Genomic DNA, 19340 nt, shown 5'->3' on the forward strand with positions numbered 1-19340 from the left:
CTCAGCGGCAGCCGGGGCCGGACCAGCTCGTCCACCCCTGGCGCTCGCCGCCCAGGCCCGTGGCGGTCCAGCCGTCCGGGGGCGAGCCCGCGTCCGGGGGGACCACGGCCGTGCAGGCTCCGGCGGGCGGGGCCTGGTGGGCGCCGTCGTACCGCTCCAGCCTGGTCCACCAGACCCGGGACGTGAGCGGGACCCAGACGTTCCACCGCACCCTGGTGTCCAGGGCCACCCTGCCGGGAGGCGGGTGGGGCAGCCAGTCGGGACCGGCGGCGGGCGCGGCCTTGGGGGCGAGGTCGGCGGTGAAGGCGACGTTGACGGCGGCCAGCGCGACCACGAGCGGCACCAGCCCGCGCGCCCACGGACGTCGCGCGGCGCGGCCGCCGGTCCGGAACGTGACCAGGCAGGCCGCCAGGGTGAGGCAGGTCAGCAGGGCGAGGGCCGTCGCCGTGGTGCGCACCATGTCGAGGTGGTCGCGGGCGCCGCTGAGGAACGACACCTCGGGGAAGTCGAACGCGATGAACGCGTACCGCCTGAGCCGGTCGCCGGCGTACCAGGCCGCCACTCCCCCGGTCGCCGCCATGAGCACGGCCGCCGCCCCGGCGTAGGCCACCATGCGCCGCACGGCCGGATGGAGGCGGCGCGGGACGCCCGGACGACGCGCGCCCGACTCCCGGACCGCGATCGCGACGCGACCCTCGGTACTTCCGGCGCGACCCTCAGTGCTTCCGGCGTGAGCCTCCATGGTGGCGGCGCGGCCCTCCATACCTCCCGCGCGACCCTCCATGGTGGCGGCGCGGCCCTCCATACCTCCCGCGCGACCCTCCATACCTCCGGCGCGGCCCTCCACGATGGGGCGCCGGGTCATGGTGGCGGCGCGGCGGGTCATGGCGACGTGGGCCGTCCTGGACAGGACCGCGAGGCCCACCAGCGTCCACACGACCGCCACGCACGCCAGGTACCGGCCGTAGACGTAGTTGCCCACCCGGTGCTCGTCCGGCAGCGCCGCCGACGACGCGTACGCCACCCCCAGGGTGACGGCCAGCAGCGTGCCCGCGAGCACGCGACGGGCGAACGGGCCGCCCGGCCGTACGAGCTGGACGGCCGCCGCCACCAGGCCGACGCCCGCGAGACCCCAGGTGCCCACCATCAGGTACCAGAGCTGGCCGACGGCGCCCGACAGCGCCCACGCCTGGCCGTCGAGCCCGGTGAGCCGCTCGGCCAGCATCCCGGACAGGTCACGGGCGCCGCCCGGGTACACGGCGGAGGCCAGCGCGCGGTTGAGCGCCCCGCCCGCCGCCGCGACCAGCCCGGCCGCGCCCAGGGCCGCGACCCCGGCCCGCAGCGGCAACCGCCGCCCCGCGCGCCACGCCGCCCTCCACCGGCGGCCTCCCCCAGGACCGCCCCGCGAAGAAAGGTCTCGCGCCGCGGCGCCGCCCGCCCCGGCTCCCAGGGCCGCGGCGCCGCCCGCCCCTGCTCCCCGCGCCGCGGCGTCGGTGGCCCCGGCCTCCCGCGCCGGGCGGCGGATGACCAGCAGCGCCACCACCGTCAGCGCGTACACCGCGAGGATCACCGTGCCCCGCAGGTGGACGGCCGTGGCGAAGCCCGCCAGGGCCCCCGCCACCACGCCCGCCCGCGGTGAGCCGGTGCGCGCCAGGTCGTGCGTGGCGAGCAGCCAGCCGAGCACCAGCGTGGGAAGCACCGCGTCCGCCAGCGCCAGCCCCGAGAACAGCAGCAGCGCCGGCGACAGCCCCGCCACGAACGCCAGCGCCACGGCCTCCCGCCGCCCCAGCGCGAGTCGCCGCAGCACGACGTACGCCAGCGGGAACGCCGTGGCGGCCGCCACCGAGCCGATCCCGGCCACCAGCCGGTAGACCATGACGGGATCGGACGTCACCCAGTACGCGGGCACGAGCAGCAACGCGTAGCCGCCCTGGTAGAACGTCGAACCCGTGAGGTCCGCCCCCGCTCCCCCGGCCAGCCAGCGGGCGGCGACCAGGTAGCCCGTCTCGTCCGGGTTGGCGACGGGCCCGGTGTGGTACCGGTACAGCCACAGGCGCAGGAGCACCTGGGCCAGCCAGCCGCCCGCCAGGGCCCACGCGAGCCACCTGCTCCGTCCTCTGGCCGTCCGCCTGGCCGTTCCCGGCGACGGCCGCCTGACGGGTGACGTGGTGTGCGCGGTGCGGGCCACGGGCGTGGACAGCATGTTCCCCCCTGCTCGGCGCCCGGGTGGTTCCCGAGCTCAGAGCAGGGAGTTCAGCAAAGGCCCGCTAACCGGGCCGTCACCACATGTGGTTATACGGACGTTATGTCGGGCTTCTGCCGCAGCGGGCGCGCAGGGCCGTCCGGCGCCGAGGTCTGGTCACGGGCCGTCCGCAGGAAGCCCGCCACCAGCGGGTTCGCGGCGTCCTCTGCCCGGTGACAGGCGGCGACCGTCGTGCGCGCGCCACCCGGGCTGATCCTGCGGTACGCGACGCCCGCCGACCGGATGCGCCGGACACTGGCCGGGGCGAGCGACACCCCGAGGCCCGCGCCGACGAGCGCGCAGACCGTCTGCCACTCCACCGCGCGCTGCCCGGCGCGCGGCTCGAAGCCGGCCGCCCGGCACAGCCCGGCGATCCGGTCGTGGACGGTGGGCGCCGCCGCGCGCGGCAGCAGCACGAACGGCTCGTCCGCCAGGGCCGCCACCGGGACGGCGCGCCGGGCAGCCAGCGGATGACCGGCGGGGAGCACCGCGACGAAGCCCTCCGACAGCAGCGGCTCGGCCACCAGGCCGTCCGTCTCGGGCGGCTCCCGCATCAGCCCCACGTCCAGCGAGCCGTCGCACAGCGCCGCCACCTGCGGCGCCGTGGTCATCTCGCGGACCTCCATCTCCACCCCCGGATACCGGTCGTGGTAGGCGCCGAGGATGCGCGGCAGCACGGTCAGCGCGAGCGAGGCCGCGAAGCCGATCCGGATGCGGCCCGCCTCTCCCCTGCCGGCGCGGCGGGCCGCGTCGAGGCCGCCGGCGATCTCGCCGAGGGCGCGCCGCGCGGCGGGCAACAGCCCGTGCCCGGCGGGCGTCAGCGCGACCCCGCCGGGGCCGCGGTCGAACAGCGGATGGCCGACCTTGCGCTCCAGCCGCCGGATCTGCTGGCTCAGCGGCGGCTGCGCGATGCCGAGGCGTTCGGCGGCCCGGCCGAAGTGCAGCTCCTCGGCCAGCACGGCGAAGGCGTGGAGCTGGTGCAGCGCCAGCTCCGGCCGGTCTCCTCCAGGCCCGTCCATACGCGCAGGGATATCACACCATGCCTCAGGTCGTCTTGGACGTATCGTCGCTGCTCCCCTACCGTTCTGGGGCATGACAGAGCGACGCGCGATCATGAGTGGGTCCGTCTTCGAGGAGCGGATCGGGTACGCCAGGGCCGTGGTGGACGGCGACCGGGTGCACGTGTCCGGCACCACCGGGTTCGACTACGCCACCATGACCATCTCCGACGACGTCGTGGAGCAGGCCGGGCAGTGCCTGCGCACCATCGGGTCGGCCCTGGCCGAGGCGGGCTGCTCGTTCGCCGACGTGGTGCGGGTGCGTTACCTCCTGCCGGACCGCGCGGACTTCGAGCCGTGCTGGCCGGTGCTGCGGGCGTGCTTCGGCGAGGTGCGCCCGGCCGCGACCATGCTCGTGTGCGGGCTGGCCGACCCCCGGATGAAGATCGAGATCGAGGTGGACGCCCGCCTGCCCGGCCGGCCGGACGCCGGCCCCCGGCCCGTCGCCTGACGACGGCCGGGAGCCTCGGGCAGGCGCCACGCTCGGGCACCGCCCAGGCGCGACGGAGGGCGCCGCCCAGGCGCGGTGGGAGGCGCCGTTCAGGCGTCGCTCAGGCGCGGCGGTAGGCGCCCCGGACGTGCACCGGCACGCCCGTGCCGAGCATCCCGGGCAGCACCTCGGCCACGTTCATCGGCATCCGCACGCATCCGTGCGAGGCCGGATACAGCGGCACCGACAGCGCGCCGTGGAAGGCGATGCCGCCGTTGAAGAAGATCGGGTTGTACAGCCGGCCCAGGTACGAGGTGTGCCAGCCCGACTTGCGCCACGTGGTCTTGTAGTCGCCCGTGGGCGTGCGGGCCGAGCCGCAGAAGCGCTGCTGCTTGCCCTGCCACACCGCGGTCTCGCAGTACGCCACGCCGCTGCCCGACGAGATGTGCGTGATCAGCTTCGGCTGCCCGGCCACGTACAGGACCATGATCTGCTTCGTGAGGTTCACCTCGGCGCGGGTCGGCTGCCCGTTCGGGACGAGAACCTTCGGCGCCCTGGGGCTCTCCAGGGCCGTCCAGGTGCGCGCGGCGACCGTGCTGGTCGGCGCGATGCCGTTGACCTTCTGGAAGGCCCACACGGCCGTCAGCGTCGTCCCGCCGTACCGGCCGTCCGCCCGGCCCGGCTGGTAGCCGAGCTCGGCCAGGCGGCGCTGGAGCCACGCGACGGCCTCGCCCTTCGCGCCCAGCCGCAGCGTCTTGCGCGGCGCCTCGGCCCTGACGGCCGCGTACGCGGTCGTGGGAGTGGTCGTGGGGGTTTTCGCGGCGATGGTCGTGGCGGCCTGGAGCGCCGGCGTTCCGGTGGGAGCGGCGGCCGCGGGCCCCGTCCCGGACCCGGTCAGGACGACCACACCGGCCGTGACGAGAGCTGCCATTCCCGGCAGGCGTCGTGCTCTCACCCGAATCACCTCTTCAGCTCAGCAATCGAATCAAAGGACCTTACATCACCACCATGACCAGGTAAGGGCAAGGTCAATCCCCGTAGAGTGGGCCCATGTCCGAGAAGTCGCCTGACGCACAGCACACGGAACCGTCCGCGCCCCCCACCGCGGCCGAGCTGGCGGCCCGCTCCACCGGGCTGCCCGCCAACGCCGTCATCGTCCAGGGCGCCCTGCGCGAGCTCGGCGCCGCCGGCGAGATCGTCGTCCTGCCGGAGAAGGCGCCGACCGCCGCGACCGCCGCCGCCCAGCTCGGCTGCGAGGTCGGCGCGATCGCCAACAGCCTCGTCTTCGACGCCGACGGCGCGCCCCTGCTCGTGATGACGAGCGGCGCGCACCGCGTGGACGTCGAGCTGGTCGCCCGCACGGCCGGCGTCCGGTCGGTACGGCGGGCGACGCCGGAGTTCGTCCGGCAGGCGACCGGCCAGCCGATCGGGGGCGTCGCGCCCGTCGGCCACCCCTCCCCGATCCGCACCCTGGTCGACACCTGGCTCGGCAAGTACGCCGTGGTGTGGGCGGCGGGCGGCCACCCGCACACGGTGTTCCCGACGACCTTCGACGAGCTGGTGCGCATCACCGGGGGCACACCGGTCGACGTCGAGTAATGTGCGCAGCGTGATCGAGTTTCGCGGGGCGGGTCCGGCCGAGTTCGACGAGCGGCTGGACACGGTGATCGACATCTACACCGCCGCCATGCGCCCGCCCGCGGAGCAGATCACGGGGCGGCGCAGCATCATGCGCAACCACGGCATGTACCCGCGCTTCCAGTGCTACTTCGCCGAGCTGCGCGGCGAGCCGCCCGTGCCCGTCCCCGTCCCGTGGCCGGAGACGGGGCCGGGCACGGGACCGGGCCCGGGGCCGGACGCGGGGCCCGGCATGGGGCGGGGTGCGGGGCCGGCGCGGCGGGGGGCGGCCAAGGTCGTCGGGTTCGCCTACGGTTTCCACGGCGCGCCGGGCCAGTGGTGGCACGACGTGGTCTACCGGGCGCTGGAGGACCGCTCCGGGCCCCGGGTGGCCGACGCCTGGCTAGGCGACGCGTTCGAGCTGGCCGAGATCCACGTGCACCCCGACTACCAGGGCAAGGGCATCGGCCGGGCGATGATCACCACGCTGTGCGCGGGGCGCGCGGAGCGCTCGGCCGTGCTGTCCACCCATGACCGGCCCACGGCCGCCCGCCACCTCTACCGCAGCATGGGCTTCACGGACCTGCTCTCCCGCTTCGTCTTCCCCGGCGGCCACGAAGAGTACGCGATCGCCGGCCGGCCGCTGCCGCTGAGCTGACCCAGCCTCCTGGTAAAGCCTTGACCTGCGGGTTTGGCGGGCATGACGGTCGGGGATGAATGACTACGCAAAGTAATGGACGCTCTACCGCGCGTCTGTCCCACCCCTACCCGCCACCCGCCGGGTCCCCCTGCGGGCGGGTGGCGGGCACCCCCGGGCCACCGGCCTCAAGGGTCTCATCGGGCCTCACCGGGCCGCACGTCGGCCTCACGCGGCCTCACCGGGCCCGCACGGCTCCGGCCGTACGACGGCTCGGGCGAAGTTCTTTCCGGCGGACGGGAATGTTCGGGGGCGACGGCCGGTTCTATGACACGTGGCCGGTGTGCCCAGTGTCCCCGGGCCTCACCTATCGCCTTCGCGGAATACCGTTCGGCTGGAGCCGCGTTGTGCATCTCGCCGAGAGGCGACACGCACACCGGTACGCACACGTCGAAGCGCCCGTCCCCGTCAGGGGGCGGGCGCTTCGCACATGTGCGACCGGAGCGTCAGACGGCGACCGGCTCCGGGTGCGACAGGAGCTGGAAGACCTCGCGCGAGGCGCTCGACCGGTTGAACGTGATGAAGTGGATGCCCGGCGCGCCCTCGTCGAGCAGCCGCTGGCACAGCTCCGCGCCGTGCTCGATGCCGAGCCGCCGCACCGCCGCCGGGTCGTCGGCGACGGCCTCGAAGCGGGCCGCCAGAGCCGGCGGGAACGGCGCCCCCGACAGCTGCTCGGAGCGGGCGATCGTGCTCGTCTGGGTGACCGGCATGATGCACGGGATGATCGGCGTGTCGCAGCCGCGGGCCGCGACCCGGTCGCGCAGCCGCAGGTAGTCGTCGGCCTGGAAGAACATCTGCGTGATCGCGTAGTCGGCGCCCGCCCGGCACTTGCGCACGAAGAACTCGGTGTCGGACTCGATCGACGGCGAGCGCGGATGCTTGTAGGGGAAGGCCGCCACGCCCACGCAGAAGTCGCCGGCCTGGCGGATGAGCCGCACCAGCTCCTCGGCGTACAGCACGCCCTCGGGGTGGCGGACCCACTCGCCGGTCGGGTCGCCGGGCGGGTCGCCGCGCACGGCCAGGATGTTGCGCACCCCGGCGTCGGCGAAGCGGCCGACGAGGTGGCGCAGCTCGCGGGTCGAGTGGTTGACGGCGGTGAAGTGGGCCACCGGCGTGAGCGTCGTGTCGTGGGCGACCCGTTCGACGATGTCGACCGTGCGGTCGCGGGTGGAGCCGCCCGCCCCGTACGTCACCGAGACGAAGGTCGGCCGCAGCGACTCCAGCTCCCGGATCGCGCGCCACAGCTGCCGCTCGCCCTCGTCGGTCTTCGGCGGGAAGAACTCGAAGGAGAACGACCTGCCACCTGAGGCGAGGAGCTCGCGGACGGTGGGGACGCGATCGGGCAGGACGGATGGTCGACCAAGGGCCATGGTCCAAGGTTACCGTGGCGGGGCCCGAACCAGCCGTCACTCGGGTGGCCTGGAGATCCGGCGTCGCCCCGCGGCCACTAGTCTCAAGGCATGAACACTGAGGCCGCGAGCATGGACACCCTGCGCGAACAGGTGGACCGTTGCCTGAGGGAGTTCGTCGACCGGCAGCTTCCCGTCTCGGGCGCGCCGGAGCTGGAGCCGCTCCGCCTGGCCGCCAAGGAGCTGCTGGCGGGCGGCAAGCGGCTGCGCCCCGCGTTCTGCTACTGGGGGTGGCGCGGCGCGGGCGGGGCGGACCTGCCGGGCGTCTACCAGGCGGCGGCGTCGCTGGAGCTGCTCCAGGCGAGCGCGCTGGTCCACGACGACGTGATGGACAAGAGTGACCTGCGGCGCGGCATGCCCTCGGCCCACCGCCGCTTCGAGGCGATGCACGCCGACGCCGGCTGGCAGGGCTCGGCCGAGCAGTTCGGGATGGGCGCGGCGATCCTGCTGGGCAACCTGCTGCTGATCTGGTCGGGCGAGATGTGGCGCGGCAGCGGCCTGCCGCCCGAGTCGCTCGCGGCGGCGCAGCCGGTCCACGACCACATGCGCACCGAGCTGATGTGCGGCCAGTACCTCGACCTGCTGGAGCAGGCCCACGGGGAGAACACGTTCGAGTCGGCGCTGCGGGTCGCGCTCTACAAGAGCGGCAAGTACTCCGTGGAGCAGCCGCTCCGGCTCGGGCTGGCGCTGGCGGCGGGCGGGCTCACGCCGTGGATGGACGAGCTGTGCACCACGTACGGCACGCGGGTGGGGATCGCGTTCCAGATGCGCGACGACATCCTCGGCGTGTTCGGCGACCCGGCGGCCACCGGCAAGCCGGCCGGCGACGACCTGCGCGAGGGCAAGCGCACGATGCTCGTGGCGCGCACGCTGGCCGCCGCGACGCCCGAGCAGGCGGCGCTGGTGCGCAGCCTGCTGGGCGACCCGGGGCTCGACGACCGGGGCGTGGCGGCGCTGCGCGAGGTCATCGAGGACACCGGGGCGCTGAAGGAGTGCGAGGACCTGATCGGGGCCTACCTGACCGAGGCGCTGGCCTGCCTCGACCAGGCGCCGATCACGGCGGAGGCGCGCTCGGCGCTCGCCGACCTGGCGGTCGCGGCCACCTCCCGCCAGGCCTGAGCGCCGCCACGGCCGTGGAGGCCGTCGTCACGTCGCCGCCAGGCGCTTGGCGAACTCGGCGGCCGCCGCGCCCGGGTCGTCGGCCTCGGTGATCGCCCGCACCACGACGACGCGGGTGGCGCCGTAGGCCATGACCTCGTCGAGGTTGCCGAGGTCGATGCCGCCGATCGCGAACCACGGCCGGTCGGCGCCGAGCCCGGCCGCGTGCCGCAGCAGCGGCGGCCCCGGCGCCGGACGCCCCGGCTTGGTCGGGGTGGGCCAGGTCGGCCCGCAGCAGAAGTAGTCGACGCCCTCCTCCACCGCCGCGGCGGACGCCTCGGCGGCGGAGTGGGTGGACCTGCCGATGAGGATGTCGTCGCCGAGGATCTCCCGTGCGACCCTCACCGGAAGGTCGTCCTGCCCCAGGTGGAGCACGTCTGGCCGGGCGGCGTGGGCCACGTCCGCCCGGTCGTTGACCGCGAGCAGTTTGCCGTGCCGGTCGCAGGCGTCGCGGAAGACCTCCAGCAGCGCGAGCTCCTCGCGCGCCTCCAGGCCCTTCTCGCGGAGCTGGACGATGTCGACGCCGCCGGCCAGGACCGCGTCGAGGAAGTCGGCCAGATCGCCGCGCCCGCGGCGGCCGTCGGTGCAGAGGTAGAGCCGGGCGTCAGAAACCGAGGGCCTGGGCACGCCGCTTGACCTCCGTGTGGCGGCCCGCGCGGATCGCCTGGATGGGCGAGCCCGGCAGCGAGTCGTCCGGGGTGAAGAGCCAGCGCAGCGCCTCGACGTCGTCGTAGCCGGCGTCGAGCAGCACGGTGAGCGTGCCGGGCAGGCCCTTCGTCACATCGTTGCCGTCGAGGAACACGGCGGGCACGTGCGGCCCCCCGCTTCCGCGCCGTACGCCGAGCAGCTTGTGGTCCTTGAGGAGTTGCTTGGTGCGCCCGAGCGAGAGCTGCATGCGCTGGGCCACCTCGGGAAGGGTGAGCCACTCGTCGACGAGCTGCTCGGTCTCCCGGTCGATCTGTGCAACAGAAAGCGTCACGAAACCACAACTACCACATGGCGCGCTTGCTCAAACAACACAATCGCGTAGAGGGACATCGGGATCTACCAGGCGTTCCGGGTCCATCCGGGGGCCCGCGTCGATGATGCGGCGGCCCTGGACGAGGTCGCGCGGCCGGTCCACGGCGAGGACCGCGGCGAGGGTGTCGTCCTCGGTCAGCCAGCAGGCCGACCATTTGCCCTCCGGGCCGCCCCGGTGGAGGAGGCGGGCGCCGGCCGGGTGGTGGCCCGCGTACTGGACCATGTGGCCGAACTGCTCGGACCAGAAATACGGGACCGGGTCGTACACCGCGTCCTCGCCGAGCAGCGTGGCCGCGGCGACCTCCGGCGCGCCGAGCGCGGTGTCCCAGTGCTCGACCCGCAGGCGGGTGCCGTAGCGGCGCGACCACCAGGCGGCGCAGTCGCCGACCGCGACCACGCCGGGCAGCGAGGCGCGCAGGTGCTCGTCGGCGACGACGCCGTTGTGCAGGTCGATGTCGGCGCCGGCCAGCCACTCGACGGCCGGGCGGACGCCGACGCCGGTGACGACCACGTGCGCCTCGAGGAACTCGCCGTCCACCAGGCGCACGCCGCCCTCGTCCACCGAGGCGACCATGGTGTCGAGCCGCAGCTCGATGCCGTCGTACCAGGGCAGGGTGCGGGCGCCGAGCTCGGCGCCCACGGCCTGGGACAGCGGCGCGGGGCCGGCCTCGACCACGGTCACCTCGCAGCCGGCGCGGCGCGCGGCCGTGGCCACCTCGGCGCCGATCCAGCCGGCTCCGATCACGACGACGCGGGCGCCGCGGACGAGCCTGGCGCGCAGTTCGAGCGCGTCGTCGAGGGTGCGCAGCACGTGCTGCTGCCCGTCGCCGGGCAGCGTGATCGGGTCGGCGCCGGTCGCGATGACCAGGCCGTCGTACGGCAGGTCGCCCTCGCTGGTCTCGACCACGCCCGCGCGCAGGCCGGTGGCGCTGACGCCGGGGCGGAAGTCCACCTCCAGCGTCGCGAGGTCGGAGTCGACGAAGCTGGAGTCGCTGGTGCCCAGCAGCACCGCCTTCGACAAGGGCGGGCGGTCGTACGGGCGGTGCCGTTCCTGCCCGAGCAGGACGATCTCGCCTTCGAACCCCCGGGCCCGCAGGGCCTCGACACTGCGCACTCCGGCCAGGCCGGCTCCGGCCACCACGACACGGTTCACGTTCATGACCATAACGGGGCCGCCGCCGGGGTTCGGCACCGAGGCCGTAGGCTGGGGGCGTACGACGCGCGGGAGTCCGGCCGTGACCGGGCTGAGAGGAAGGCTTGACCGGGCCTTCGACCGCAATCCACCTGATCCGGATCATGCCGGCGAAGGGAGCGCGCATGGAGCTGATCGTGGGCGGCGGGATCGTCGGGCTGTCGGTCGCCTGGCGGCTGTCGCGGGCGGGGCGTCCCGTCACCGTGGTGGACCCGGCGCCGGCCTCCGGCGCCTCGCACGCGGCGGCGGGCATGCTGGCGCCCGTGAGCGAGGTCACCTACACCGAGGAGCCGCTGCTGCGGCTGGGGGTGGCGTCGCTGCGCCGCTGGCCGTCGTTCGCCGCCGAGCTGGCCGCCGACGCGGGCCTGCCGCCCGGCGCGCTCGCGCCCTCACCCGCGCCCTCGGGCGGTCGCTCGCCCGCGGCCTCGGGCGCGCCCTCGCACGGCGGGCCCGGCGCGCTCTCGCACGGCGGGCCCGGCGCGCCCTCGTACGGGCTGGACTTCCGCGCCGACGGCACCCTGGACGTGGCGTTCGGGACGGACGACCTCGCCGCGCTGGACGAGCTGGCCGCGTTCATGGGCAAGCTGGGGCTGCCGGTGGAGCGGCTGACGGGCCGGGAGTGCCGGCGCCTGGAGCCGATGCTGGCCCCCTCGGTGCGGGGCGGGCTGCTGGCGCCGGGCGACGCGTGGGTGGACCCGCGCCGCGTCACCTCCGCCCTGCTCACCGCCCTGGAGCGGCGGGGCGTCCCCGTGGTGCGGGCCCGGGTGTCGCGGCTCCTGCGGGCCTCTGGGGGCTCGGGAGATGGCGCGGTCGTGGGCGTGGAGCTGGACGACGCGGCCGGGGGCGGGGCGGTCCCCGCGGAGATCCAGGCCGACGGCGTCGTCCTGGCGGCCGGGGTGTGGAGCGCGGAGCTGGCCGGCGTGCCCGTCCGGCCGGTCAAGGGGCAGATCATGCGGCTGCGCTCCGCCGAGCCGCTGCTGAGCAGGTGCGTACGCGGCGTCGTCCACGGCACCCCCGTCTACCTGGTGCCGCGCGGCGACGGCGAGCTCGTGGTGGGCGCCACGCAGGAGGAGATGGGCTTCGACACGCGGGTGACGGCCGGCGGCGTGTACGAGTTGCTGCGCGACGCCCGGGAGCTGGTGCCCGGGGTGACGGAGCTGGAGGTGGCCGAGGTGGTCGCCGGCCTGCGCCCCGGCACGCCCGACAACCTTCCGCTCATCGGCCCGAGCGGCACGCCCGGCCTCACGCTGGCGACCGGGCACCACCGCGGCGGGGTGCTGCTGGCGCCGCTCACCGCGGCCCTCCTCCAGGGCGAGGAGCCCGAGCTGGCCGCCCTGTGCGCGCCGGCCCGCCACCACCCGGCCTCCGGGAGCGGCGGCCCCTGTGCCTCCCGCGGCCCGGCCGCTCCCCCGTACGACGAGACCTCCGGCTCCAAGGAGATGGGATGAGAGTGACGATCAACGGCAGCCCGCGCGAGGTGCCCGACGGCACCACCGTGGCGCAGGCCGTGCGGATCCTGACCAGCGCCACCACCGGCGTGGCGGTGGCCGTGAACGACGAGGTCGTGACGCGCGGCTCGTGGGACACCACGGCGCTCGGCGACAGCGACCGGGTCGAGGTGCTGACGGCGGTGCAAGGTGGATGATCTGATCATCGCCGGGGAGAAGTTCTCGTCCCGGCTCATCATGGGGACCGGCGGGGCGCCCTCGCTGGAGGTGCTGGACCAGGCCCTCGCCGCGTCCGGCACCGAGCTGACCACGGTCGCGATGCGGCGGCTCGACCCGTCGGCGCGCGGCTCCGTCCTCGACGTGCTGCGCGGGCGCGGCATCAAGGTGCTGCCCAACACCGCGGGCTGCTTCACGGCGGGCGAGGCCGTGCTGACGGCCCGGCTGGCCCGCGAGGCGCTCGGCACGAACTGGGTCAAGCTCGAAGTGATCGCCGACGAGCGGACGTTGCTGCCCGACCCGATCGAGACGTTCGACGCGGCCGAGCGGCTGGTGGCCGACGGCTTCGTGGTGCTGCCGTACATCGGCGACGACCCCGCGCTGGCGCGCCGCCTGGAGCAGGCGGGGTGCGCGGCGGTCATGCCGCTCGGCGCGCCCATCGGCTCGGGCCTCGGCATCCGCAACCCGCACAACATCGAGCTCATCGTGGAGGCGGCCGGCGTGCCGGTGATCCTCGACGCGGGCATCGGCACGGCCAGCGACGCCGCGCTGGCGATGGAGCTGGGCTGCGACGCGGTGCTGCTGGCGACGGCCGTCACCCGGGCGCAGCGGCCCGACCTGATGGCGGCGGCCATGCGGGGCGCCGTCCAGGCCGGGCGCCTGGCCCGCCAGGCCGGCCGCATCCCGCGCCGCCGCTACGCCGAGGCGTCCTCCCCGATGACCCCGTAGGGCCGGACCGCGTCACGGGACGTATCGGATGTCCGCAATGCGGCGCCCGTCAAGCCCCCAAGGCCGGTGCGGCGGGGTCCCGGGCGGGCGGCTCCGGGCCGGTGAGCCCGGGCCGCCCGGGCGTGGCCCGTGGGGCGCAGGGAGAGCTGACGACGCCCTGGTCCCGGCGCGATCCGGGAGGCGGGACGGGGTCCGGCGGGGGCCACGGGTCGGCATCGTTTCGGATGGTCGCGCCCTGCGGGCCGCGAAACGCCCGTAAACTCGGCGACGTGGACACGACGACTGCGGACCCCCTGGTCGGGCGGACCCTGGACGGGCGCTACCGCATCGAGTCCCGGATCGCGCGGGGCGGCATGGCGACCGTCTACCTCGCGCTGGACGTCCGGCTCGACCGCACGGTCGCGCTGAAGGTCATGCACCGCTCGCTCGCCGAGGACCCGGCGTTCGTGCGGCGCTTCATCGGCGAGGCCAAGTCCGTGGCCAGCCTCTCCCACCCCAACGTGGTCCACGTCTTCGACCAGGGCACCGACGGCGACGTCGTCTACCTGTCCATGGAGTACGTCCCCGGCAGGACGCTGCGCGACATCCTCAACGAGCGCGGCAGGCTCCCGGCCCGCGAGGCGCTGGAGATCCTCATCCCGGTGCTCGCGGCGCTGGGCGCGGCCCACCAGGCGGGCATGGTCCACCGCGACGTCAAGCCGGAGAACGTGCTGATGACGGCCGACGGCCGGGTCAAGGTCGTGGACTTCGGCCTGGCGCGGGCGATCGAGGCGACCAACCAGACCCGCACCGGCATGATGATCGGCACGATCGGCTACATGTCGCCCGAGCAGGTGACCACCGGCCGGGCCGACGTGCGCACCGACGTCTACGCGGCCGGGATCATGCTGTTCGAGCTGCTGACGGGCCAGCCGCCGTACGAGGGCGAGACGCCGATGTCCGTGGCCTACCGCCACGTCCACGACACCGTGCCGGCGCCGTCGTCGCTGAACCCCGAGGTGCCGCCGGTGGTCGACGCGCTGGTGGCGCACGCCACGGCGCGCGAGCCGGACGCGCGGCCCGCCGACGCGACCGCGATGCTGGTCGAGGCGGTCGAGGTGCACCGCCAGCTCCCCCGGCTCACCGCGCCCGGCGCCCCGCACACGGGTGCCCGCTACTCGCTGCCGGGCACCGGCCCGCACGCCTCGTCCGTCCCGCCCGCCCCCTCCGGTCCCCACGCGCCGTCGGGCCCGCTCCCGGCGCCCACGGCGCAGCTTCCCTCCGGCGCGCACGCCTCGCCCGCCGCGGGGCACCTGCCGGGTCCCCGTACGGGCCCGCACTCTGGGGCGCAGCCCACCGGGCCGGCTCGCGGCGGCTACGGCCCGCAGCCGGCCTCCCAGCCCGGCGGTTACGGCGCGCAGCCGGGCTCCCAGCCCGGCGGCTACGGCACGCAGCCCGGCGTGGCCGGCGCGCCGGGGATGACGGTGGCCATGCCGCAGGTCCCGCCCGGCGGCGCGGCCGTCCCCAACCCGACGATGATCCAGCCGCGCGCCGAGACGCCGGCGGATCGTCCGGCCGGGCGGCGGCGCGGGTTCCGGCCGAGCTGGATCATCGTGGCGCTCGCCGTCGTGATGGTGGCCGCGATCGGCCTGACCGGCTGGTACGTCTCCCGTCCCCAGTACGTGACGGTGCCCGCCGACCTGGTCGGCAGGCCGGTGTCCCTGGTCGAGGCGAAGCTCGCCTCCGGCGGCCTGAAGGTGAGGGTGGCGCAGGGCCGCCACGACGACAAGACCGACGAGGGCCTGGTGCTCAGCCTCGACCCGGTGGGCGGGCAGGAGGTGGAGGCGGGCACGACCGTGACGCTCGTGCCCTCGCTCGGCCCCAAGCTCGTGGTGGTGCCCAAGGTGGCGGGCATGTCGGCCGACGACGCCCGCGCCGCCATCGCCAAGGCGGGCCTGGCCGTCGGCACCGTCCGGCGGCTGGCCAACCCCGACGTGCCCCGCAACACGGTGATCCGCACCTCGCCGCTCGTGGGCGAGAAGCTCAAGGAGGGCGCCAAGGTCTCCATCTACGTCAGCGCCGGGCTCACCATGCCCGACGTCGCGAAGATGCCGAAGGACCAGGCCGCCGCCTTCCTGCAGGAGCAGGGCTTCCAGGTGCAGGTCAACGAGGTGGACGACGACGCCGAGCCGTGCACGGTCATCGCCCAGTCGCCCAAGGCCAACGCCGAGGTCGACCGGGGCGCCGTGGCGATGATCACGGTGGCGCGCTGCCAGAGCGACTTCTGGGACTGGTGGAAGGGCGACAACGAGGCCCGCGACGGCGAGGAGCACCAGCTCGTGCCCGCGGTCATGGGCAAGAACGTGAACGACGCCCGCCAGGAGCTCCAGCAGCTCGGCTGGAAGGTGCGGGTCCTCAAGCTGGGCAAGGGCAGCGGGGTCGTCCGCTTCCAGCGGCCCCTGCCCAACAGCGAGCGCCCGCCGGGCTCGGAGGTCATCCTCTGGCACTGACCCCCGCGCGGGGTCAGCCGGTGAGGTGGCCGTGCAGCCGCACGCGGGCCAGGCCGCCGTCGGGGTGGATGTCGACCCGCACGTGCGTGACCGGGCCGGCCTGGGCGAGGCGGAAGCGGTGCGGGGTGTCCGGCTGCAGCCGCGTCCGGGGCAGCAGCTCGACCTCGCGGTCGCCGTCGAGGCCCGTGAGGGTCACGGCGGCGGGGGCGTTGAAGATCAGGTTCGTGGTGTCGATCTCGGCGAGCCGGATGACGCCCCGCCCGGCCAGCCGGATGACCAGCCACTCGTTGCCCTCCTCGCGGCGGCGGGCGGTCTCCCAGCCCTCCGCCTGGTGGCGGGCCAGGCCGGGGGCGATGACGTTGTTGGGCGAGGAGTAGAAGGCGTTGGAGCAGGCGGTGACCAGGCCGCCGTTGTGCAGGGCGGCCAGGTCGAGGCTCAGGCCGTCGTACACCGACAGGTCGGGGCGTGCCTCGCCGTGGACCCGCAGCCGGGCGATGCCGCCGTCGGGGAACATGTTCAGCCGCACGTGCGTGTAGCGGGCGTCGCCGGCGACCTCCACGGGGTGCTCGGCGTCGCCGCGCAGCGGGGTCCTGGGCACGATCTCGGTCCAGCGGGCGTCGAGCAGCTCGGCGGGCGACGGGTGGCCGTCGACGGCCGCCGCCTCGACCGAGGCGTGGGTGGGGTGGTTGCCGGTGAACCAGGCCGTGTCGATCACCACTCCACGCACGGCGCCGGGCAGGCCGAGCCGGACGATCGCCCAGTCGTGCCCCGGCCCGCGCCGCCGCCGCGTCTCCCAGCCGTCGTACACCTGGCCCTTGCCGCCGAACGTCTCGGGCCGGAACGCGGGCCGGCCGGGCCTGATGAGGGCCTCCTTCTCGGCGAACGACTCGTCGCTGGCGGCGACGACCGAGCCGCCCAGGGTGCGCAGCGCCAGGTCGGGCAGCGTGGTGAAGCCTTCGGACGGCTGTTCGGGCGCCATCTACTTCTCTCCCAGCAGGAAGGTCCCGCGCGGCTCGCCGTCGACGGGCCGGCCGCGCAGCCAGGTGGTGAGCACCGCGCCCCTCAGGGTGCGGCCGTGGTACGGGGTGACGGGGTTGCGGTGGTGCAGGGCGCGGGCGTCCACGAGGGCGGTCGCGTCCGGGTCGAAGGCCACCAGGTCGGCGTCGTACCCGGGCTCGACGGCGCCCTTGCGCGGGATGCCGGCGATCGCGGCGGGGCGGGTGGACATCCAGCGGGCCACGTCCGCCGGGCCGTACCCCCTGCGTGACGCCTCCGTCCACACGGCGGACAGCCCGAGCTGGAGCGAGGCGACGCCGCCCCAGGCGGCGGCGAAGTCGGGCACCTTGAGGTCGGCGGTGGACGGCGAGTGGTCGGAGACGACGCAGTCGAGGACGCCGCGCGCCAGGCCGTCCCAGAGGCGGTCGCGGTTGGCCTCGTCGCGGATCGGCGGGCAGCACTTGAAGCTCGTGTCGCCCTCCGGCACCTCCTCGGCCGTCAGCGTGAGGTAGTGGGGGCACGTCTCGGCCGTGACCGGCACGCCCCGGGCGCGGGCCTCCTCCAGCGGGCCGAGGCAGGCGGCGCTGGAGACGTGCAGGACGTGGACCCTGGCGCCGGTCTCCTCGGCCAGCCGGATCACCAGCTCGACGGCGCTGCGCTCGGCCGCGCCGGGCCGCGACTCCAGGAACTCCCGGTACGTGGGCCCGGCCGGCTCGGCCAGCAGCGCCGGGTCCTCGGCGTGCACCACCAGGAGGCCGCCGAACCCGGCGATCTCCGCCATCGCCCGGCGCGCCTCGTCCGGCCGCAGCGGCGGGAACTCCTCCACCCCGGAGGGCGACAGGAAGCACTTGAAGCCGCGCACGCCGCGTTCGTGCAGCGGCCGCAGGTGCTCCGCGTTGCCGGGCACGGCGCCGCCCCAGAACGCGGTGTCCACGTGGCAGCGGCCCTCGGCGGCGCGCAGCTTGGCGTCCAGGGCGTCGCAGGTGACGGTGGGCGGGACGGAGTTGAGCGGCATGTCCACGATCGTGGTGACGCCTCCGGCCGCCGCCGCCCGGGTCGCCGACGCGAACCCCTCCCAGTGGGCGCGGCCGGGCTCGTTCACGTGGACGTGGGTGTCCACGAGGCCGGGCAGGAGGAGCAGGGCGCGCAGGTCGACGTCCTCGGCCGTCTCCAGGAGCGCCTCGTAGGGGTGCAGGGCCGCGATCCGCCCGTCGCGCACGGCCACGGCGGCGGGCCGCTCGCCCTCGGGCGTGAGCACCCGCCGCGAACGCACGACCAGGTCGAACATGCCCGGCTCCCTTCTCTCCACGGGCGTGCGCCCGTCCACGCCGGTCGGGTCAGAGGCGCTCGGCCGCCAGGCGGGCCGCCAGCCGCTCCAGGAGGACGGCCGCGTCGGCCATGCAGCGCTCCGGGTCGGGCTCCAGGTCGGTCAGCGCGTACGCGGCCTCGATGCCCGCCGCCCGGAGCTCGTCGTCGGACAGCGTCCGCCGCCCGCACACGGCGACCACCGGGACGCCCGCCTTGGCCGCCGCCTGGGCGACCCCGATCGGGGCCTTGCCCCGCAGCGACTGCTCGTCCAGCGACCCCTCGCCCGTGATCACCAGCCGCGCGCCCCGCACCAGCTCGCCGAAGCCGAGCAGGTCGAGCAGGTACGCAATTCCCGGGCGGACCTCCGCGCCCAGGAAGGCGAGGGCGGCGAACCCGGCCCCGCCCGCCGCGCCGGCGCCGGGCGCCCCCGCGACGCCCATGGGGCGCGGCGTGCCGTCGTGCTCGACCGCGCCGACGAGCCCGTGGGTGCGGGTGGCCACGGCGGCCAGCCTGGTCAGGGCGGCCTCCAGCAGCTTGACCTCGGCCGGGTTGGCGCCCTTCTGCGGCCCGTAGACGGCGGCGGCGCCGTGCGGGCCGAGCAGCGGGTTGTCCACGTCGCTGGCCACCACGAACTCGATGCCGGAGATGTCGGCGAAGCCGCTGATGTCGATGCGGTCGAGGGCGGTGAGCGCCGCGCCGCCGGGCTCCAGCTCCTTGCCGTCCGCGTCGAGGAACCGCGCCCCGAGGGCCCGCGCCAGGCCCGCTCCCCCGTCGGTGGACGCGCTGCCGCCCAGGCCGAGCACGATCCGCCGGGCGCCGCGGGCGACGGCGTCGGCGATCAGCTCGCCGGTGCCGTGGCTGGTGGCGGTGAGCGGCTCGTACCCGCCGGGCAGGCGGCGCAGCCCGGACGCCTCGGACAGCTCGACCACGGCGGTCGGGCGGCCCTCGTCCGGCGGGCCGGACGGGGTGCCGGTGGGGTGCCAGGCGTAGGAGGCGCGCACGGGCCGGCCGGTGGGCCCGGTCACCTCCAGCGTGACCCGGGTGAAGCCGCAGGCCACGACCGCGTCGACCGTGCCGTCGCCGCCGTCGGCCACCGGCAGCTCCACCGCCGGTACGCCCAGCCCCGCCGCCACCCTGGCGGCGACCTCCGCGGCCGTCAGCGACCCCTTGAACTTGTCCGGGGCGACAAGCACGTGCTCAACCACTGCGAACTCCCACGCGACGACGAACGTTGCCCGGCCATCCCGACGCGTCCCGCGGGCGGGTGCGGCGTGCCGGCGTGGGACTCATCATCACACCTCCCCGTGATGGACCTGATCGGCGCCCTCGGG

At 75.4% G+C, this 19340-nt stretch carries 18 protein-coding genes; 8 read left to right on the forward strand and 10 right to left on the reverse strand.

Annotation, left to right across the window (positions count from 1 at the left end; genetic code table 11):
• Position 1: 1 nt before the first annotated feature.
• Together HD595_RS02415 and HD595_RS02420 are read right to left on the reverse strand one after the other, a co-directional pair.
• A complete protein-coding gene (locus HD595_RS02415; RefSeq protein ID WP_253765342.1) occupies positions 2 to 2203 on the reverse strand; it encodes an ArnT family glycosyltransferase in 2202 nt (733 codons plus the stop codon).
• A gap of 89 nt (positions 2204 to 2292) precedes the next feature.
• Positions 2293 to 3261 (reverse strand): LysR family transcriptional regulator, encoded by a 969-nt coding sequence (locus HD595_RS02420; RefSeq protein ID WP_253765343.1) that lies wholly within the window; start codon positions 3259 to 3261, stop codon positions 2293 to 2295.
• Positions 3262 to 3334: 73 nt separating this feature from the next.
• On the opposite strand from HD595_RS02420, the gene HD595_RS02425 reads away from it, so the two are divergent.
• Positions 3335 to 3751: a RidA family protein gene (locus HD595_RS02425; protein WP_253765344.1), complete on the forward strand. Its 417-nt coding sequence runs from the start codon at positions 3335 to 3337 to the stop codon at positions 3749 to 3751.
• A 100-nt stretch (positions 3752 to 3851) separates the two neighbouring features.
• Here the strand turns inward: HD595_RS02425 and HD595_RS02430 are convergent, their stop codons facing one another.
• Positions 3852 to 4685 (reverse strand): L,D-transpeptidase family protein, encoded by an 834-nt coding sequence (locus HD595_RS02430; protein ID WP_253765345.1) that lies wholly within the window; start codon positions 4683 to 4685, stop codon positions 3852 to 3854.
• A 95-nt stretch (positions 4686 to 4780) separates the two neighbouring features.
• Between HD595_RS02430 and HD595_RS02435 the strand changes: the two genes are divergently transcribed.
• Positions 4781 to 5329 (forward strand): YbaK/EbsC family protein, encoded by a 549-nt coding sequence (locus HD595_RS02435; protein WP_253765346.1) that lies wholly within the window; start codon positions 4781 to 4783, stop codon positions 5327 to 5329.
• A gap of 10 nt (positions 5330 to 5339) precedes the next feature.
• Positions 5340 to 6005: a GNAT family N-acetyltransferase gene (locus HD595_RS02440; RefSeq protein ID WP_308211094.1), complete on the forward strand. Its 666-nt coding sequence runs from the start codon at positions 5340 to 5342 to the stop codon at positions 6003 to 6005.
• 485 nt (positions 6006 to 6490) lie between these two features.
• Here HD595_RS02440 and metF read toward each other — a convergent pair whose 3' ends face one another.
• Positions 6491 to 7414 (reverse strand): methylenetetrahydrofolate reductase [NAD(P)H], encoded by a 924-nt coding sequence (gene metF / locus HD595_RS02445; protein WP_253765347.1) that lies wholly within the window; start codon positions 7412 to 7414, stop codon positions 6491 to 6493.
• Positions 7415 to 7504: 90 nt separating this feature from the next.
• On the opposite strand from metF, the gene HD595_RS02450 reads away from it, so the two are divergent.
• Positions 7505 to 8572, forward strand: coding sequence for a polyprenyl synthetase family protein (locus HD595_RS02450; RefSeq protein ID WP_253765348.1), 1068 nt, complete (start codon positions 7505 to 7507; stop codon positions 8570 to 8572).
• A 27-nt stretch (positions 8573 to 8599) separates the two neighbouring features.
• On the opposite strand, the gene thiE is transcribed toward HD595_RS02450, so the two are convergent.
• Genes thiE through HD595_RS02465 form a run of 3 tightly spaced genes read right to left on the reverse strand, consistent with a single transcriptional unit; the run spans position 8600 to position 10784 of the window.
• Positions 8600 to 9238 carry a thiamine phosphate synthase gene (thiE, locus tag HD595_RS02455; RefSeq protein ID WP_253765349.1) on the reverse strand — a complete coding sequence of 213 codons (639 nt, stop codon included), beginning with the start codon at positions 9236 to 9238 and terminating at the stop codon, positions 8600 to 8602.
• Positions 9216 to 9590, reverse strand: a complete 375-nt coding sequence (locus tag HD595_RS02460) for an Rv2175c family DNA-binding protein (protein ID WP_175588795.1) — start codon at positions 9588 to 9590, stop codon at positions 9216 to 9218. The genes thiE and HD595_RS02460 overlap by 23 nt, the downstream gene beginning before the upstream one ends.
• A 30-nt stretch (positions 9591 to 9620) precedes the next feature.
• A complete protein-coding gene (locus tag HD595_RS02465; RefSeq protein ID WP_420540682.1) occupies positions 9621 to 10784 on the reverse strand; it encodes an NAD(P)/FAD-dependent oxidoreductase in 1164 nt (387 codons plus the stop codon).
• Positions 10785 to 10948: 164 nt separating this feature from the next.
• Here HD595_RS02465 and HD595_RS02470 point away from each other — a divergent pair, with 164 nt between their 5' ends.
• The 4 genes from HD595_RS02470 (at position 10949) to HD595_RS02485 (ending at position 15705) form a co-directional block, all read left to right on the forward strand.
• Positions 10949 to 12271 (forward strand): FAD-dependent oxidoreductase, encoded by a 1323-nt coding sequence (locus HD595_RS02470; protein WP_253765351.1) that lies wholly within the window; start codon positions 10949 to 10951, stop codon positions 12269 to 12271.
• Entirely contained in the window at positions 12268 to 12468 is a 201-nt protein-coding gene (gene thiS / locus HD595_RS02475; RefSeq protein WP_253765352.1) for a sulfur carrier protein ThiS, read from the forward strand. The genes HD595_RS02470 and thiS overlap by 4 nt, the downstream gene beginning before the upstream one ends.
• Positions 12461 to 13216: a thiazole synthase gene (locus HD595_RS02480; RefSeq protein ID WP_175588799.1), complete on the forward strand. Its 756-nt coding sequence runs from the start codon at positions 12461 to 12463 to the stop codon at positions 13214 to 13216. The genes thiS and HD595_RS02480 overlap by 8 nt, the downstream gene beginning before the upstream one ends.
• Positions 13217 to 13485: 269 nt before the next feature.
• Positions 13486 to 15705: a Stk1 family PASTA domain-containing Ser/Thr kinase gene (locus HD595_RS02485; protein ID WP_253765353.1), complete on the forward strand. Its 2220-nt coding sequence runs from the start codon at positions 13486 to 13488 to the stop codon at positions 15703 to 15705.
• A gap of 13 nt (positions 15706 to 15718) precedes the next feature.
• Here HD595_RS02485 and alc read toward each other — a convergent pair whose 3' ends face one another.
• The 3 genes from alc to HD595_RS02500 are packed head-to-tail and all read right to left on the reverse strand — an operon-like array spanning position 15719 to position 19214.
• Positions 15719 to 16684 (reverse strand): allantoicase, encoded by a 966-nt coding sequence (alc, locus tag HD595_RS02490; RefSeq protein ID WP_253765354.1) that lies wholly within the window; start codon positions 16682 to 16684, stop codon positions 15719 to 15721.
• Positions 16685 to 17989 (reverse strand): allantoinase AllB, encoded by a 1305-nt coding sequence (gene allB / locus HD595_RS02495; RefSeq protein WP_253765355.1) that lies wholly within the window; start codon positions 17987 to 17989, stop codon positions 16685 to 16687. It lies immediately after the preceding gene.
• A 49-nt stretch (positions 17990 to 18038) separates the two neighbouring features.
• Entirely contained in the window at positions 18039 to 19214 is a 1176-nt protein-coding gene (locus HD595_RS02500; protein WP_253765356.1) for a glycerate kinase, read from the reverse strand.
• Positions 19215 to 19340 lie beyond the last annotated feature (126 nt).

This window comes from Nonomuraea roseoviolacea subsp. carminata, assembly GCF_024172185.1.
Lineage (GTDB): Bacteria > Actinomycetota > Actinomycetes > Streptosporangiales > Streptosporangiaceae > Nonomuraea > Nonomuraea roseoviolacea.

Excerpts from the sequence above, each read along its gene's own strand:
- HD595_RS02415 (WP_253765342.1), bottom strand. The coding sequence starts at position 2,203 with ATGCTGTCCACGCCCGTGGCCCGCACCGCGCACACCACGTCACCCGTC.
- HD595_RS02420 (WP_253765343.1), bottom strand. The coding sequence starts at position 3,261 with ATGGACGGGCCTGGAGGAGACCGGCCGGAGCTGGCGCTGCACCAGCTC.
- HD595_RS02425 (WP_253765344.1), top strand. The coding sequence starts at position 3,335 with ATGACAGAGCGACGCGCGATCATGAGTGGGTCCGTCTTCGAGGAGCGG.
- HD595_RS02435 (WP_253765346.1), top strand. The coding sequence starts at position 4,781 with ATGTCCGAGAAGTCGCCTGACGCACAGCACACGGAACCGTCCGCGCCC.
- metF (WP_253765347.1), bottom strand. The coding sequence starts at position 7,414 with ATGGCCCTTGGTCGACCATCCGTCCTGCCCGATCGCGTCCCCACCGTC.
- HD595_RS02450 (WP_253765348.1), top strand. The coding sequence starts at position 7,505 with ATGAACACTGAGGCCGCGAGCATGGACACCCTGCGCGAACAGGTGGAC.
- HD595_RS02470 (WP_253765351.1), top strand. The coding sequence starts at position 10,949 with ATGGAGCTGATCGTGGGCGGCGGGATCGTCGGGCTGTCGGTCGCCTGG.
- thiS (WP_253765352.1), top strand. The coding sequence starts at position 12,268 with ATGAGAGTGACGATCAACGGCAGCCCGCGCGAGGTGCCCGACGGCACC.
- alc (WP_253765354.1), bottom strand. The coding sequence starts at position 16,684 with ATGGCGCCCGAACAGCCGTCCGAAGGCTTCACCACGCTGCCCGACCTG.
- allB (WP_253765355.1), bottom strand. The coding sequence starts at position 17,989 with ATGTTCGACCTGGTCGTGCGTTCGCGGCGGGTGCTCACGCCCGAGGGC.